The following is a 15,966-nucleotide window of genomic DNA, read 5'->3' as shown; positions in this document are numbered from 1 at the left end:
GTTCGGCTGATTAATTCCAGGAGATCTTTTTATCTATGCGGACATTATCCTCTTATTAAAAGGCTTGTTCAGAAACGAATGCCTTAAATCCTCGTCCGTAATCTTCTCGGCCGTTTCCCTGAGTGTTTTTTTCGCATTCTCGTAATACTCGGAGTACCCCTCCTTGTTCATGGATTCCATCATCCTGCCGATATTGAAGTATATCTCAGACAGACCTGAAACCCAGCCTATCCTCTTTACGAGATCAAGTGCTTTATGATACTCCGCAAGCGCCGCCTCTGGGTCCTTGCGTTCGAGGATGGCGCCGCGGGAGATGTGGACTGCGACAATATAGTCCGTTACCGAGTTCTTCCTCGCATACTCCTCGACCTGGCAGAGCAGCACCTGCGCTTCCTCGTAGGCTCCCGACTCTGTCAAGAGATCTGCCTTAGTAAGCTTCGCGCCCATCTCCTTTATCTCGCTCTTCACCTCGCGGAATATCTCTATGGCCAGATTTGCCGATTCCATTGCCTTATCCTTCATGCCCTGCTCTTCATAGAACCTTGCATATGTTTCCGCGGCCCAGCCCTCGCCAAGACGGTTATTAATGAGCTTGTTGAGCTTCTGGTAACGCTCGAGATAATCCCTTGCCATCACGTAGTTGCCTAGATTGAGGTATTCGTGCCCGAGGTTGAAGCTCGATATTGCCTCTCCGAGCGCGTTGCCGGTCTTGGTTGCTATCTCGATGGATTTTTCGAGATACCTTATGCAGCTTATGTAGTCGCCCTTCTCTGCGAAGTAGTTGACGCAGTTGTTGTAGATAGTGCCGAGACCGGAAAGGTCCCCCTCCTCCTCGAAAATCTTCTCCGCCTTCATATAGCATTCGTACGATTGCTCGGTTTCTCCTGTCCTGCACATGACCGCAGCCTGAACGTTTAGGGCGCTCGCCATGGCAATGCTCTTCTCCTTCCTGTCTTCCACTTTTTCTATCTCCCCGAACGATTTGTCGGAGTAAGCTTTCGCCTCGGCGAAATCGCCCTTCAGATAGTTCACCCATGCGATGTGATGGTAAAGTGTGTAGCGTTCAAGGAAGTAATCGTCCTTGCGCTCCAGCGAGTGGATGTTTCGCTTCACCTCGTCCAGTATTTCGCCGCTCTTTTCGAGATGCTCTAGCGCCTCGGCGTACATGCTTTGCTTCTGGTAGGTATCCGCTATCTTCCTCGTGATTCTCGCCCTGATGAGTCCGTCCTCCGTTATATCGAATATCTTGGTGTAATTCTCTATAGATTCGGCGTTGCGGCCCGTGTTCTTGCAGATATCAGCCATAGATTCGTAAGAGGCAATTAGCGCTTGAGGGTTGCTGATTGCATTCTCGGTAATTATGGAAACTATGCTGCGGTAATACTCAAGCGCGTTTTCGTTCGCGTAGTTCGATTTCGCCTTCTTGCCCGCGCGCAGCAGCCATTCGACGGCCTTATCGAAGTCGTCGCTTGAGGCGTACTGCTGGGCAATAAGCTCCACGAAATCCTCTATCCTGTCCTTGTACAAAAGCTCCATGGACTCGGCAACAAGCTTGTGAAGCTTCCTGCGCTTCGCCTTGAGAAGGCTCGTGTAAGTAACCTGCTGAATCAAGGGATGCTTGAACATGTATTCGACGTCTTCTGCGGATTGACCGGACGACAAGAGATGCAGTATGAACTTGTACTCCTCGAGCGTCTCGAGGTAGCCGATGAGGCGCTTCTTGTCCTCGTGAATCTCTGCTAGAATGCTCTTGTAGAACGTGCGGCCGATGACTGAAGCCATCTGCAGAACGCTCCTGAGATTCTCCTCGAGCCTGTCAAGCCTTGAGGCTATTACGAGTTGGATGGTATCCGGAATCTTTATCTCTTCGAGCTTCTTTTGCTGCAGCCACATGCCGTCCTCGAAGACGATAACGCCCGAATCAATGAGCGAGTTGATTATCTCCTCCAGGAAGAACGGGTTGCCCTCCGCCTTTGCGAGCACCTTGTTCTTGAAGTCCTTCGAGAATCCGGGTATCTCTAAAAGATTGTACGTCAGCTCAAGCGAGGAGTAGCGGTCCAGGGGGTTGAGCTTTATCTCCGTAAACGATTCCTGGGACTTTGTTCTGAGCTCCTCCTTGACCTTCTGGAACTCCTCGTCCATCCCGTCGCGCGACAGGCACAGAAGCATCACGTTTCGCGTGTCCCGGGAGCCGAAAGCGAATCTTATGAAAGCAAGCGACGCCGGGTCAATCCAATGATAGTCTTCTATGGCAAGGAGTACGGGGATTTGTTCCGCCATTGCCTCAAGAAGGGTCGTTATGCTGCCGAGAATCTTCAGCTGAAGGTCGCGGGGCGAAAGATAGCGGATCTTCTCGTCGAGTTCGTCCGAGAACTTGAGCGAGAAAAGCTGGCCGACGTAGGGCGCAATGTCCTTCCAGTTCTGGGGAAGCAGTCCGGACACCTTTTCCGTTATCTTAGCCTTGATGGCGTCAGGGTTGTCCTTGTCCGTTATTGCAAAAATCTGGTCCAGTATCTGCAGAACGGGCCAGTAGGCAAGGTGTTCGCCGTGGTAAATGCACTGCCCCTCGAGTATCCGAACGCCCACGTCCTCGTATTCAATGAAATCCTTTATCTCCTGCCATATCCGGGATTTGCCTATTCCCGCATCGCCCGTGATGAACGATACGCCGCTCGAGCCTTGTTCGAGGCCGCGAATCTTTTCCTTTATAGCCTCGAACTCTGAATCCCTGCCTACGAGCGGCGAGTGAAGACCCCTTATCCCCCGCTTTGGTTCCGGCTTTTCCCTGAGCTTTACCGGTCGGTAGAGCTTCACCTGAGTATCAATGCCCTTGAGAGTCTGCATGCCCTCGTCCTGATATTCGATTAGGTATCGCGTTGTGCGGTAGACGGATGTCGAGACGAGCACGGTTCCTGCATGCGCCGCGTCCTTGAGACGGGATGCAAGGTTCACCGTGTTGCCCATCACGGTGTATTCCTTCTTTTCGTTGGAACCCACCTCGCTCACGACAACAGGACCCGAATGTATGCCCACGTGAAGGTCGAGTCCTGACTTGATGCCGGTCTGGCTGTGAACGGATTCATTTATATCGGGCATTATTCCTAAAAGCTCGAGACCGGTCTTTACCGCCCGTTCGGGCGCGTCCTCGTGGGAAACAGGGAATCCGTAGAGACACATAACGGCGTCGCCCTCGTACTTGTGAATCATGCCGCCGTTTGCCGAGACTACCTTATTGATGCGCTCGAAGGCGATGTTCGCTATCTTGACGCTTTCCTCTGGGTCAATCTCGTGGCAAAGGCTTGTGAAGTTCGAGAGGTCCGCAAATAATACGGTAACCAGACGCCTCTCCGCCTTTTTTTCAAGGGCATTCAATTTAAGTCCTCCAGCAAATGAAACAACTCGCTAACTTATTTATTACGCCATATCCCATCTTACCTATAAACACATACTAATAAATTAAAAGGGTTTGTCAAGGTCTCGGCGCTGAAGTAACCCAAAAGAGGAAAGCTGTCAACCTCTTAAATGAACCTTGCTCAACTCCAACAAAATACTTCTGTAAAAAATGATACTATTAATGCAAGTATTGACATTTTTCAAAAAATGCGTAATTTTAAGGTGAGTTTAGCGAAGCAACAGGAAAAGAGGTTTTCCGAACGAGGAGGGAAAACCAAACTCCCCCCTGTAATATAAACGGGGGGGGGGGGGTAATGAAAAGGAGAAAAAAATCATGAAAAAAGGAACGATAGCGACGATAATAGGCATAGCGATGGTGCTAGGTTTGATGCTATTTCCTATGGTTACGTATGCCATATATGATGGTGCCCAGGGGCCAGGCAATCAAAACAAACTCACTTCGGGTTGTGAAGATTGCCCCCGAGGTGCCGGCTCTTGTTATTGTTCTCTTGTTCCAGGACCTTATCCGTGGACACCTGGGCCTTGCACACCTGAATTGCTGTATAGTTTCTTACGAAATAATCCTGCCTATATAGGTGAAGATGATTTAAGCATCTACTTCAAAGCCGGAATCATTGATCCTATGAATAAAATATATTCGGTGCAAAGTTCGGGTGGATACATACTGAGTTACTTGAAAAGCGCTCTTGATGTTTGGGCTGCGTCAGGCTGTCCTGGTATTTAGATTAAAACCAACAATTAAAGATTGTGGGAGGTATCCTCCCACAATCTTTTGTAATCCAGGAGATTAAAAAAAGATGAAAATACTTATAGCAATACTTCAGATTCAATTTCTTTTAAGTATCGCATCATCTGACTTTAGCCATTTAAATCTGGTTAAAAGATGTGAATTCAATCTATATCGCCCTAAAACTGTAGGTCCTCCCGTATTGAAGGGGTTGCAGATACGCCCACTCTTTGCTCGAATACCATCTGGCGAAATCTTTTGGATTGAAGTCGGTGGAGCCCAAAAATTATGGATGGGGTATTTTTTTTCTTCAGATGGAGAACTCAAAAGAACACTTCCAATTCCAACCGGCAGTGCGGAAAGAATATCAAGGCCTGGTTCAATCACTGTCCCATACACTTTATATAGAGATGCGAAATCAAGGTTTGGTTGTTATGATATTTCGAAACGTTTAAATATCTTTGATCGTAACGGTAATTATGCCTCTAGTCTTCTTATGCCTCTTTCTTTGTCATCAAGCGGTATTTCCGATGTCGTATACGATCATAACACATTAGCGATTGCTTCAAGAAACATCCAGACAAACTATCCAGTTGTTTCCATTGTTGAACTCAATGAAACCGACGTACAATTGAAATCTTACCAGTTGTGCGAAAAGCTGTATTCTAAGGCCGAAAAAAAAGGGCCTTTTGCAGGAACATTTATTGATCCGCTTGTTAATATAATATCAACTGGAGAAGTGGTATTCAATTTAAGCATTAGTCCTGATATCCATCTTTTAACTAAAGATGGAATATTGTTAGTCGAAAGGACTATTCCTGATCATTTTAGGTCATTTCTTGATGCTGTTGATTTTGACAAAGTATGGTTTAAATACGATTCCAGTGGATGCATCAGCGGTGAAGCCGAGGAGTGGTTCAAGACCTGGACGCATTCATATCCAGTTTATGAGTTATCCAATAATCGTTTAGTAGTCCCTAGAGTGCTCTACCCAATATTCAATCTTGATCTTTACTCGTATTCGGATAAGGAGATCAAGTACCTTGGCTATGCTTCAGCCGATAAAGAGTTCCTGTTTGCCGACACATCAGGAATATACTTACTTGAAAGTAAGGATGATACATCAATTGTCGTTGGGAAATATGAGATTGTGACGCCCAATTTTCGGGAAGAAAGAGAACTTGGATGGAGCACAAAGATGCTCACAGCCGAACAGCTTAAAGGCATTCACAAGGTTGTACCTGATACTTCTAACTCTGACACCTGCAAGCCGTGCGACAGGGAGAAATTGAAACCAAAGGGATACTGCAACACAATTGATTCCGTCCGTTTGATTTCATCCGATAGTATTGAGTATTCGCTTAAAGACATGCTTACACGTGACAAGGATCATATTATAGTATTCAGTTCCCCACAAGAATGTGCGCTTTACAATGTTTTCAATGCAGCCCGTGATTATGTCAATGATAAACCTGGGTTTGATTTGACGCTTGTATTTAGTCACCCTTTTCCAGAAGAACTGGGCATTGTAGCAAAACTTGCACAGATTGATTGGGACTACCCGATACTTACTAATATAGATTACAAAAGAATTGAACCAATCCTGAAAAGTCCGGCCTGCTTTTTGGTGGTATCAAAGGACGGGACAATAACCGCGAGCGCAGATTCACCAGCCGATTACCCGGATTTTGTACCCAAACCAAGATAGGTCACTTGGAGGAAAAAAGTGAAAAGACATACTGAGAAAATTATTGCCTTGCTTTGTATTTTGATTTACTTAGACCTCTTCGCTCTTGAGCGCGTCAACCTTATCAAGTCTCACGACTTCGAGAGCAACGTAAGCGCGTGGACCGCTGAGACAGGCGCAACCGATGGATTAATAAGCTGCGCGAAGTTCATGTTAGAGGACACATTACTTGTTCACGAAGGCAGGTATTCTGCATGGTTTGACACTCGAAATGCCCCTGATGGTGTTTTTAATGATGTAAGGGATTCGGCGATTATCTATCAGGAGTTTGTAGTTACTAAGCTTTTGGCGGATTTGGATTCGCTAACGGTATTTTATTTCGACTCGTGCGACGTTGATTCGTTAAAACATTCAACCTTCTCTGTAAACCTGCTTTCGATTCCGGAAATCGGCCCAACACTGGATATGCGGTACCAGCTATATTATGCTTATCCCTTCGAATACCCAGATGATTTGACATATCTCAAGGTTATTAAAGAAAAGGTTGAGCTGAACAAGTGGAAAACCTTTTCAAGAGACGTTTATGATGACTTCAACGGCATTAAAGGAATTTCGGGTACGCGGGAAGTTAACAAATTCGTACTCCGCAACTTTGCCATGCAATTCGAAAACACTTGGTGGTGCCAAAAGGTATATCTTGACGACATCCGGCTTACCGGCTACGCGGACTATGATGTTGGTGTCAAGGAAATACTCAGCCCGCAAGGTCTAGCCCCGGGCGTACCGCTAACCCCAAAAGCCCGCATTAAGAACTTTGGCCGTAAGGCTGCTGACACCTTCCTTGTCATAGCCGAGGCGTGGAAGTACGGCGATACGTTATATGCAGACACATTGCCGTGGTCGCTTCCGGCCGATACTGAAGATACCCTTGAGTTCGCAACATGGTCCTCTCCCGAGCACTGCACCCTTACTGTACGTACGGTCATGACGCCCGACGAATCGGATGAGGACGACGCCCTATCGCATTGGATAGCCATAATCGGCATAGAAGAACCCTCATTGCCACAAGCCATTAGTCTTGAGATCGAGGAATTGTTACGTCCGCCTTCCTCACTTATTGTTTCTTACTCAATCCCTAATAGCGGACAGGGAACCATCAGCCTTTTCGACCCCGCGGGCCGTCGTATCGAGAGCTACCGGGTTCAAGGCGAAGGTCAAGTGGCGATGAAGTCGAGTTTCTCGTCCGGGGTGTATTTTATTAAGCTCGCGGCAGGGAAGGCCAGTATCATCCGTAAGGTCGTAGTTCTTAGATAACGGGGGTACCCCTTTCACACCAACGTCATCTCTGAGTGAGCGGCCAGGTGCCGCATGGGCTTAATAAGCAGATTAATTTAAATCAAAGGTAGCGACCGACAGGATCGCCTGGTTTTGGGCGATTGCTTCGTCGGCTGGGAGCCGTCTCGCAATGACGTTGATGGTTCATGACGTTTTTTTCTAAATCTGATCACTAATATCCAATTCTGACCTCAAGAGGCGTCCCTTTCTGTCCAACTTTTGTCCTATTTCTGTCCATCTTTTGTCACTCTTTTGGGGGGGCTTTTGTCCATCTTCTGTCCCATTTTTGTCACCCTTTTGACCATGATTTGGGACTACATTTATTAAAGCCAGACCGCGATTCTTGATTCATACCTTTAATTCTGGCTTGGCGAAATAAGATGATACCTGACTTCAAAAAGTCAAATCTGACTAGGTTCGGGGCCCCCACAAGAATGCGATGCATTCTTGTGGGTCAAAAAAAATCAGGACCCTTTGCAGAGTCCTGATTAGTTGCAGTCTTACCAGGAGGAGCAACTTGCGGGAGGTCTCAACGATGCGAGAGACTTCCCGCTTTCGTAAGTAAAGCTTTTATTTGATTAGTACAAGTGATTTGCTCGCGCACTTGCCGTTCTGCTCTACTCGGCAGAAGTAAACGCCGCTTGCAAGCGGGCTTCCAGAAGCGTCGCGCCAGTCCCAGTTAAGGCTGTGAACGCCTGCCTGGCCTGAGCGTTGCTCAAGCGTGCGAACCAGAGCGCCGTTGGCGTCGTATATCTTGACCGACACCTTGCCTGATTCGGGCAAGCTGAAGCTTATAGCCGAAGGCGCGCCTCGAGATACGGTATTTGCCTGAATGAGAAGCTTGGGAGAGATGTTACCGGGTGTAGGTTCATTAATTCCCGCAACGTAAACCATCGAAATGTTGATTCCAGTAACAGGCTTGTCTGCAACCGTTACCTTTCCTGCGTACTTGCCTGTCTTGTATCCGGGACGGGATGCGTATACATCGTAGGTTCCGGGTCCGACATTGAGGGTGTAAGTTCCATCTTTATTGAGCTTGCCGGTTATGATTTTTCCATCCTTCTTTGCATAGACGGTTGTATAGGCTATCTCGCCTTTACCGCCGAGTATCTGTCCCGAGATGCTGCCTGATGCAGCTGCAAGAAGCTGCTGTTCACCCTGTTCCTTCTCCAGGTCGAAATCTATTCCGTCAAGTATAGGATTCAGTGGCGTAATAAGGGTTGCTTCCTCTACACTGTAGACGTGATCGTAGTACTGAGGGTAGTAGTATTCGTAATCGGGTTCGTCTCTTCCGGGGTTAAGTGAATCAAAATTGCATGTATACGCCCACGCTTCGGCTACTGCATAGCATTGGACGGGGGGAAGCCAGTTGACAAAGTAGTAGGTATACCCCGGAATTCCGTCGGGTATGCTGTCATCCAGACTATCTCCTCCCCACGTTAAGGGATCAACGAATCCTCCGCCGATTATTTGTCCGTTTTTGGAAAAAACGGTAACCCAGCCCCACCAGAACTTATTTGAATCCTCGACATAATCGACAAGGGTAACCTTTCCGGCAATAGAACACGTATCCGAACCCCAGGGAATAAGCGCGAGGTCGATGCCGCTTGCTTCCTCTCCGTCGCTAAGCTCTATCAACTCGGGGTACACCGCAGGATAGTATTTGAAAGGAATGGTGTCTATCAAACTATCCCTCGGATCAAGAGAATCGTCAGGATCGAAAGGGTCATATCCTTCGGGAAAAACATCTACGTAAACGGAATAAAAACTTTCAGGTAATTCATCGAATTTATAGGAACCGTCCGAGCCGGTCAGGGTTTCCCAGCAAAGCGGTTCTGTTGGATCCGTTGGCGTACCTGGCATAGGTACAGTATCGTTCCAGATTGTATCTCTGGGTATCGTGTCGTCCCATGGTATGGAATCGTCCCAGGGGTATTCATAATAAGCATCCGACAGTATGACTTTTATTCCCTCAATCGGCTGCTCGGTGACCATGTCGGTTATCGTACCCGAGATGGAACCGGTCTGTGCAAACAGACTCGCCGAAAGCAGAAGCGTTGAGAGTATTAGTGTTTTTTTCATCTTTTTCTCCTTTACGAGAATGTTTTTTTCTTCTCCCACGGAAGTCTTTACAGTCGCATTTAGAGCAATAACCGTGCCAGAACTGCAGGATCAAGACAAGTTAAACATTTATGAGGCTTAAACCGTAACTGCGGTTTCGCTTTATATTATTCACTCACAAGATTGACGCAATTGCTTGCACTTGCGGGATAAATTTACCTATATACAAGACGAATGGGAAAAAATATCTTTTGAAGGCAACAAAATGCTGGGACCTCTGTTAGTAGAGATCCCAGGCTTATTGTAAGGATCAAGCGTAGGAGAAGATTAAGATTAGTACGTTATAAGCAAGAATCGTTCCACTCACGGAGAAAATGCGAAATGCAAGTGAATCGTACTACGAAGAAAAATGTCAAGATGAAGTTAAGAATGCAAGTTATGCAATGTTTAATGTTACATTTTCAAGTCATGGAACATGAATGTTATTGAGACAAAAAAAATTCGGGGACTAAATTTTTGTGATTTCAGTATACCCCATTTATATGCAATTTCTTGCCTGCACGTGCAAAAAATTGCACTCTGCTCTATTGATAGAAAAGGGTATTATCTTATTACCACAAGGCTTTTTGAACAGGAATAACCATTATGCTCAAGTCTTATGAAGTAAACTCCCGGCGGAAGCGGTTGGCCTCTTGAATCTGTTCCGTTCCAGCTGAAATCATATTTACCGGGCGGCTGGCTACCTTCAAAGAGGTTTCCTACCAGCATGCCCGTGACGTCGTAAACCTTGAGCGAAACCCGGCTATGGCGGGTTAACAAATAGCGGATTGTTGCGTTTAAAGCGAAAGGGTTAGGGAAGACCTCGAGTCCAAAATCATCATGCAGGGATGCTTCCGGTTCTTCGACTGCATCTTTAGGCGTAAGCGTTATATTAATGTCAGAAACAGGCGAATCTGCAACCGTGATGTTGTTTTTGTATTGTCCGGTGTAGTATCCGGGCCGTGTGGCGTAAATTGTGTACGTACCCGGTTCAAGGCCGAAAATATAGTAAAAACCGTAATAATCGCTTATGGTTCCATAAGCCAGCTTGGTTCCTTTTTTTGCGTAAACAGATGCGTAGGGCAGCGGGCCGCGAGTGCCCCGGATATTCCCTGATATCTCTCCGGAAAAGAAGGAGTCAGGCGTACCCATTTCGAGCAGGAAATCTATCTCTCCGGTTCCAGGCCTTACCATTAATGCCGCTGTATCGGCTTCATATACGTGATCAAAATACTGCGGAAGATAACCGTAAACGAAGCTTTCGAACTTACATGCCACAGGAGGAAGAGACTCCACGGAATACGATTGGATGGATGGAACCGTATCTGCAGGTTTCGAGGGTATTGAATCCAGAGAAAAAATTGGTATTCCTCCTATAATCTGACCATTATTTGAGAAAACCATAACTTCTCCGAACCAGGGATATCCGAAGGATTCAAGAAGCTGAACCTCGCCCGAAACGCTGAAAGTGTCCCTGTCAGGGGAATTAAGGGCAATATCTATACCACTTTGGTCTATGCCGTCATTGATATCTAGCACCTCAGGAAATCCATAAGAAAAGTAATTAGGGGAATTTACATAAACGGAATACATTCCGGGAGGAAGCCCGGTAAAACTGTAATCGCCTTTTTCGTTTGTAACCGTGCTGAAATACAAGGAATCCATGGGGTCGATTATTGAGTCACGAGGAAGGGAATCGATTTTTTCAGCAAAGACCACTTTTTCGGAGAGGCCCTTGCCTGTCACGATATCGTAAATGGTCCCGGATATGGCGGCGGAAGCCGCGAAAGAAACAGAAGCCAGAACGCCGACGATCACCGCCAAGCGTTTCATGCCCCTCATTCTGTTGCGTATTGCCGGAGATATTCCATTTATCTCTGACTTTTTGCCTGTAAGTTCATTCATAATACACAAACCTCTAAGCTAACGTTTTTTTGCCCACTTTGGCGGAAAAAGAACCAGTTCAAGCGGAGCCGAGAACCAAATCCCGATGGATAATCCGCCAAGAGCGTTTCTTGCTTTATACCAGTTGTTGTATACCCGGTACTTAGCTTCAATATCAGCCGGTTCGGTAGCCTTGAGATACTCATCATGAGTTTTATCCGTATAAACTTGTGAAACAATAAAGCCGGCTATACATAGTCCCTCACCTGCTATGAATCCCCATCCCTTAAGTCTTTGTCCCGAATACGCCTGTCCTACACCCGGGAAAGCGGTCGAGAAAAGCAACGCTTTCCTGTAATCAAGTATGGTTCTCTTATCTGAGGTATCTGCAGGAAACTCAACCTCGAGAGAATCCTTAGGGATGGATGCTATCTTCGGCATCTCGCTCCGGACCTCCTCAAATATCTCAATTATTTTAGGAGAAACCATCTGCGGGTCAAGCAAGAATCGGGGCTCCAGTTCCAGGATAGCCTTGAACTCCTTTTTTGCCGAATCCCTTTTTTCAAGTGCAACGAAGGAAAATCCGTTGTATTTGTGCAATTCAAGAAGCATATCCTTTTCAATACTGCTATCGGATGCGATTAAACTTTCGGTTATCTCTATGACCCTCTCGTACGAACCTTCATAATAGAGCTCTTCAAGTTCCTTCAACGTTTCGTTCTCAAGTGCAAGTCCCACAAGAGAGAATGCAAACAGAAAGGCGTACATTACGACACGTTCCGATTCATTAAAACGCTCAATTGCTTCATTATATTATTTATAAGCAATTTCCGTGCCATAATCAGATTGTATCCTGCAATGTAACGTTAATCCTGAGAGTGTCTTGTACTGAGATGTGAATCTCGCTTTCGTACTGAGGATATGAGGGATGAAGAACCATCAATTTGTGACTTCCCGCGCTAAGACGAAAAGGTTTCTGAAAAGGCGAAGTGCCCTGCAGTGAACCGTCAATGAAGACCTCACCCCAAGGCCGGACGGACACGTACAGCCAGCCCAGTTCGGCTTCGAGATTTACATTAACCGCCAGTGTTTCTCCTGGCAGGACGCTTACGACCTCCTCGTAAGTCGGCAGGGAATCGTGCCTGAAGCTTAGCCTGTGTGTACCGGGAACAACTGAGACGAGCCTTCCTGTAGGCGTGGTCTCGAAGTATGAACCGTCAACGTAGACCCTTGCCCATGGTTTAACCTGGAATCTCAAATAAGAGTTTCTTGCGGCCGTGGACTGCGCTAGTGTCCGGTTATCATTGACTGTTGTTTTTTGTATCATCTTTTGCGCATCGGAACCGGCATCGGCCGACAAATACGGAGTATCCGAACGATCATTGTTTCTTGTGTTTTTCCTGGCTGGAAAAAGACCTGCAAGGAAAAAAACGAGAAGAAGAAAAACGCAGGCTCCAAGCACCGGATACACGAAAAATTGCCACATGGTTTTTCTTTTGTTAATCAGAGGAGGTTTAACTGACTCCTCAGGTTCTTTAAGATAGAAAGCCATGTCTTCTGGTTGGGCTTCGATATTCCTGAAGCTTTTAGTACCATCGAGAATTCTCCGGAGTTCGTGAAGATCCCCGATACGTTTTTGAGCGGTTTTTGAAAGCATCTTCTGTACCGCTTTCGAAACCTTCGCAGGCACTGAAGGATTTACCTTCGATAAAGGTTCAGGTCTTTTCTTAAGGATTTTTTCAACAATTTGCGAGTAATTATCCGCCTCGAAAGGATTTGCGCCTGAAAGCGATTCGTAAACAACCACCCCAAGGGAGAATATGTCCGCTTTTTCGTCAACCTTATCGCATCTTATCTGCTCGGGGGAGCTGTAAGCAGGAGTACCTATAAGCGTGCCATCTATAGTCAGATCGGGAAGAAAAGAGGAGCGTGCCACGCCGAAATCGGCTATCTTGACAGAACCGTCAAAGCCTATAAGTATATTCGCAGGTTTAATGTCCCGGTGAACTATGCCTTGTGAATGTGCATAAGCTAGTCCTGCGGTAAGTTCTCTTATTAGATAGACGCCGATGTTGAGAGGCATAGGTCCTCGTTGGAGCAGTTCTCTTAAAGACATACCATCAATCCACTCCTGGACGATGTAATACTCATTCCTCCACCTTCCGTAATCGAAAAGCCTTACGATGTTTGGATGAATCAGGTTCGCGCAAATCCTGGCCTCACGCTCGAATCTCTGCACCATCTCATCGTCCTTCCCAAGTTTCTCGTGCATTACCTTAAGGCTTACGTACCTGGCGAGCGGTTCCTGAACGGCCTTATAGACAGTGGTACCCAGTGAACTCGAAACCTCCCTAACGATACGGTAGTTCTTAAGCTTTTTCCTCATCCTGAATATCCCGGAGTTTGTACTGCAGGTTTCTGAGCGATATACCCATCCTCTGGGCTGCAAGCTTCCGGTTCCCTTTGCATTTCTCGAGAACATCCAGAATATACTCACTCTCAAAATGCTTTAACGCCTCTCTGTAGGATTTGTCAAAGCCTGGGTCGGGCGGCGATTTCTTTTGCGGCTGCGTAATGCCCAGCAAATCCGGTGTGATTAAGCGGTTTGAGGCTAGTGCAACGGCTCTTGAAACGATGTTTTCCAGTTCACGGACGTTCCCGGGCCAGGAGTAGTTTTCCATAAGTTCTAAAGCCTCGGGAGTAAACCCTTCCGTTTTTTTCCCAGACTCTTTAGCAGACTTGGTCAGGAAATGGCCTGAAAGCAGTGAAATATCGCCTTTGCGTTCCCTTAAAGGCGGAAGTTCAACGCGAACTACGTTTAATCTGTAAAATAAGTCTTCGCGGAAACGGTTATTCTTGATCTCCGTTTCGATGTTCTTGTTCGTGGCTGAAATAACCCTTACATCAACCCTTCTCGGAGAAGTATCGCCTATGCGAAAGAACTCCTGCTCCTGCAAGACCCGCAAGAGCTTTGCCTGAACGTCCGGGCTGATATCAGTGATTTCATCAAGAAAGAGTGTTCCTCCGTTTGCCTCATCAAAGAAACCTTTTTTATCCTGGCTTGCGCCCGTAAACGCCCCTTTTTTGTAGCCGAAAAGCTCGGATTCAAACAGAGCTAAAGGCAATGAGCCACAGTATATAGGAACAAATCGAGCGTCCTTCCTTGGGCCGTTGTAATGAAGCGCCCGGGCAACCTGTTCCTTTCCTGTGCCAGTTTCACCTGAAATAAGCACCGGTACGTTGGAATTCAGGATTTTTCGCAGGATATCGAATACCCGTTGCATCGAGGCGCTTCTGCCTACGATGTTCGAAAACAGATTCTCGTGCATGAGTTCCTGTTTCAGATGCACGTTTTCCTGGGCTAACATGCTGTGGAGTCTTGCATTTTCAATGGCTATACCTGCCTGATCTGAAAATGCAGCCAGGAACTCAAGCTCCTCGCTCGTAAAAACGCCTCTTCTGCTTCTGGTGTCTGCATAGATAACGCCCGAGAGTTTGCCCCTTGACGTCAAGGGAACGCACAAAACCGATCTGATATCGTGCTTGACTACGCTTTTTGCCTCCTTGAATCGCTGGTCGTCCTGTACATCATGCAGAAGTATCGGTTTACCTTCTGTTATAACCTTCCGGACTACGCTGGACGAAAGATCGGCGAGCGCTTTTAAGTTCTCTTTGGAGATATCGCGAGCGACCGCGAATTCAAGATTGTTAGCGTCCTCGAGGATTATCGCTCCCCGCTCGGCGTTGACGGTTTCAAGCGCAAGGTCCATTACTTTTTCTAAAAGAACAGGATAATCCATTATTGAATTTATGGTCTTTGTAACCTTATTCAGGACTTCAAGATTCTTGCGGGTCATTTTACCTTGAATCCGGCAGTTATCGATCTGGAATGGTTCCCGTATTCATCTACTATCCAGACCACCCATGAGTAGTCGTCGGCTTCAAGGTTTTCATCAACTGTAACGGTCGTGTCATTCGAAGAAATGCCGTCCCTTGACCATATTACACCCAATTGCGTACTCATCACCTCCACTCTGCACGAATAAGGAAAGGAAGTAAGGGTTTTATTCCACACAAGTGTAGGATTTTTATCCACAATCTGAAAATTCACAGGCTCAACTAGCGTTGGGATTTCGTCAATGATTCTGGTTATCACGCATGGACTTGAAACTGAGGAAGAGCCAGCCTTGTCGTAGGCAATAAAAAAAACGTCCTTGCCTGCAAGAGACTCTAGGGTATTTCCCGGCAGCGTTTTGGCTTGAATTGTTTTCTTGTAAACGCCGTCGTCATATTCAAGCCTGAATGTATCCAGAATATCTTCCACCCAACATGAAACAGAATCTATATCAACAACACCGTCCCCATCGGCAACGGCTGTCTCGAATTCAGCCTGATTGTTCTTGTTGATTATATTGTAAGTTCTGACCAAGCAATGTTCGAATTGCGGAAGGCAGTCGAGAACGAAATTCAAGGTATCCGTCTTTAATATCTTTATGGTCACCTCCCCTGAGTCCCTTGAATAGCCTTTTAAAGAGGCAAAAACCTTGCTTTCACCTGATTTAAGGCACTTCATTTCATAGCGACCATCAAGATCGGTTACGCTGAACTTATTATGAGGGCTTATTTCGACGACAACACCCGGTACGGGCTTACCGGTTCGTGTTTTTACCCAACCGACCAATGCCCCTTCATCCCTGTAAAGGGGTGATTTAGGGTCATAAGGATTATCTCGTTCCGCTTCGCAGGACAAAAGAAGCAGCCCAATAATCCACAGTGATTGAAACATTCCTGCTCTTGCAGCATTTGGATGCCTATCCAT

General features: G+C 46.5%; 9 protein-coding genes. 3 read left to right on the top strand and 6 right to left on the bottom strand.

Going from position 1 to position 15,966, the window contains the following annotated elements; all coding sequences use genetic code 11:
* Positions 1-33: 33 nt before the first annotated feature.
* The gene (locus GX441_04075) at positions 34-3,372 is read right to left on the bottom strand and encodes a tetratricopeptide repeat protein (GenBank protein ID NLI97822.1); all 3,339 of its coding nucleotides are present in this window, start codon (positions 3,370-3,372) and stop codon (positions 34-36) included.
* Positions 3,373-3,727: 355 nt separating this feature from the next.
* On the opposite strand from GX441_04075, the gene GX441_04070 reads away from it, so the two are divergent.
* The 3 genes from GX441_04070 to GX441_04060 all read left to right on the top strand — a co-directional run bounded on the left by GX441_04070 (position 3,728) and on the right by GX441_04060 (position 7,142).
* Positions 3,728-4,138: a hypothetical protein gene (locus GX441_04070; GenBank protein ID NLI97821.1), complete on the top strand. Its 411-nt coding sequence runs from the start codon at positions 3,728-3,730 to the stop codon at positions 4,136-4,138.
* Positions 4,139-4,211: 73 nt separating this feature from the next.
* Positions 4,212-5,849 (top strand): hypothetical protein, encoded by a 1,638-nt coding sequence (locus GX441_04065; protein ID NLI97820.1) that lies wholly within the window; start codon positions 4,212-4,214, stop codon positions 5,847-5,849.
* 18 nt (positions 5,850-5,867) lie between these two features.
* A complete protein-coding gene (locus tag GX441_04060) occupies positions 5,868-7,142 on the top strand; it encodes a T9SS type A sorting domain-containing protein (GenBank protein NLI97819.1) in 1,275 nt (424 codons plus the stop codon).
* A 591-nt stretch (positions 7,143-7,733) separates the two neighbouring features.
* Here the strand turns inward: GX441_04060 and GX441_04055 are convergent.
* The 5 genes from GX441_04055 to GX441_04035 all read right to left on the bottom strand — a co-directional run bounded on the left by GX441_04055 (position 7,734) and on the right by GX441_04035 (position 15,933).
* Positions 7,734-9,245 (bottom strand): T9SS type A sorting domain-containing protein, encoded by a 1,512-nt coding sequence (locus GX441_04055; protein ID NLI97818.1) that lies wholly within the window; start codon positions 9,243-9,245, stop codon positions 7,734-7,736.
* Positions 9,246-9,827: 582 nt separating this feature from the next.
* Positions 9,828-11,096, bottom strand: a complete 1,269-nt coding sequence (locus GX441_04050; protein ID NLI97817.1) for a T9SS type A sorting domain-containing protein — start codon at positions 11,094-11,096, stop codon at positions 9,828-9,830.
* A 90-nt stretch (positions 11,097-11,186) separates the two neighbouring features.
* Positions 11,187-11,915 (bottom strand): hypothetical protein, encoded by a 729-nt coding sequence (locus GX441_04045; GenBank protein NLI97816.1) that lies wholly within the window; start codon positions 11,913-11,915, stop codon positions 11,187-11,189.
* Positions 11,916-11,988: 73 nt separating this feature from the next.
* Positions 11,989-13,644, bottom strand: coding sequence for a protein kinase (locus tag GX441_04040; GenBank protein NLI97815.1), 1,656 nt, complete (start codon positions 13,642-13,644; stop codon positions 11,989-11,991).
* A 1,356-nt stretch (positions 13,645-15,000) separates the two neighbouring features.
* The gene (locus GX441_04035) at positions 15,001-15,933 is read right to left on the bottom strand and encodes a carboxypeptidase-like regulatory domain-containing protein (protein ID NLI97814.1); all 933 of its coding nucleotides are present in this window, start codon (positions 15,931-15,933) and stop codon (positions 15,001-15,003) included.
* Between the last annotated feature and the right edge of the window lie 33 nt (positions 15,934-15,966).

The sequence above is a fragment of the bacterium genome (assembly GCA_012517375.1).
Lineage (GTDB): Bacteria > Hydrothermota > Tepidihabitantia > B3-TA06 > B3-TA06 > JAAYVC01.
Note: the sequence above shows the minus strand (reverse complement) of the source record. Positions and strands in the feature narration are given on the sequence as shown.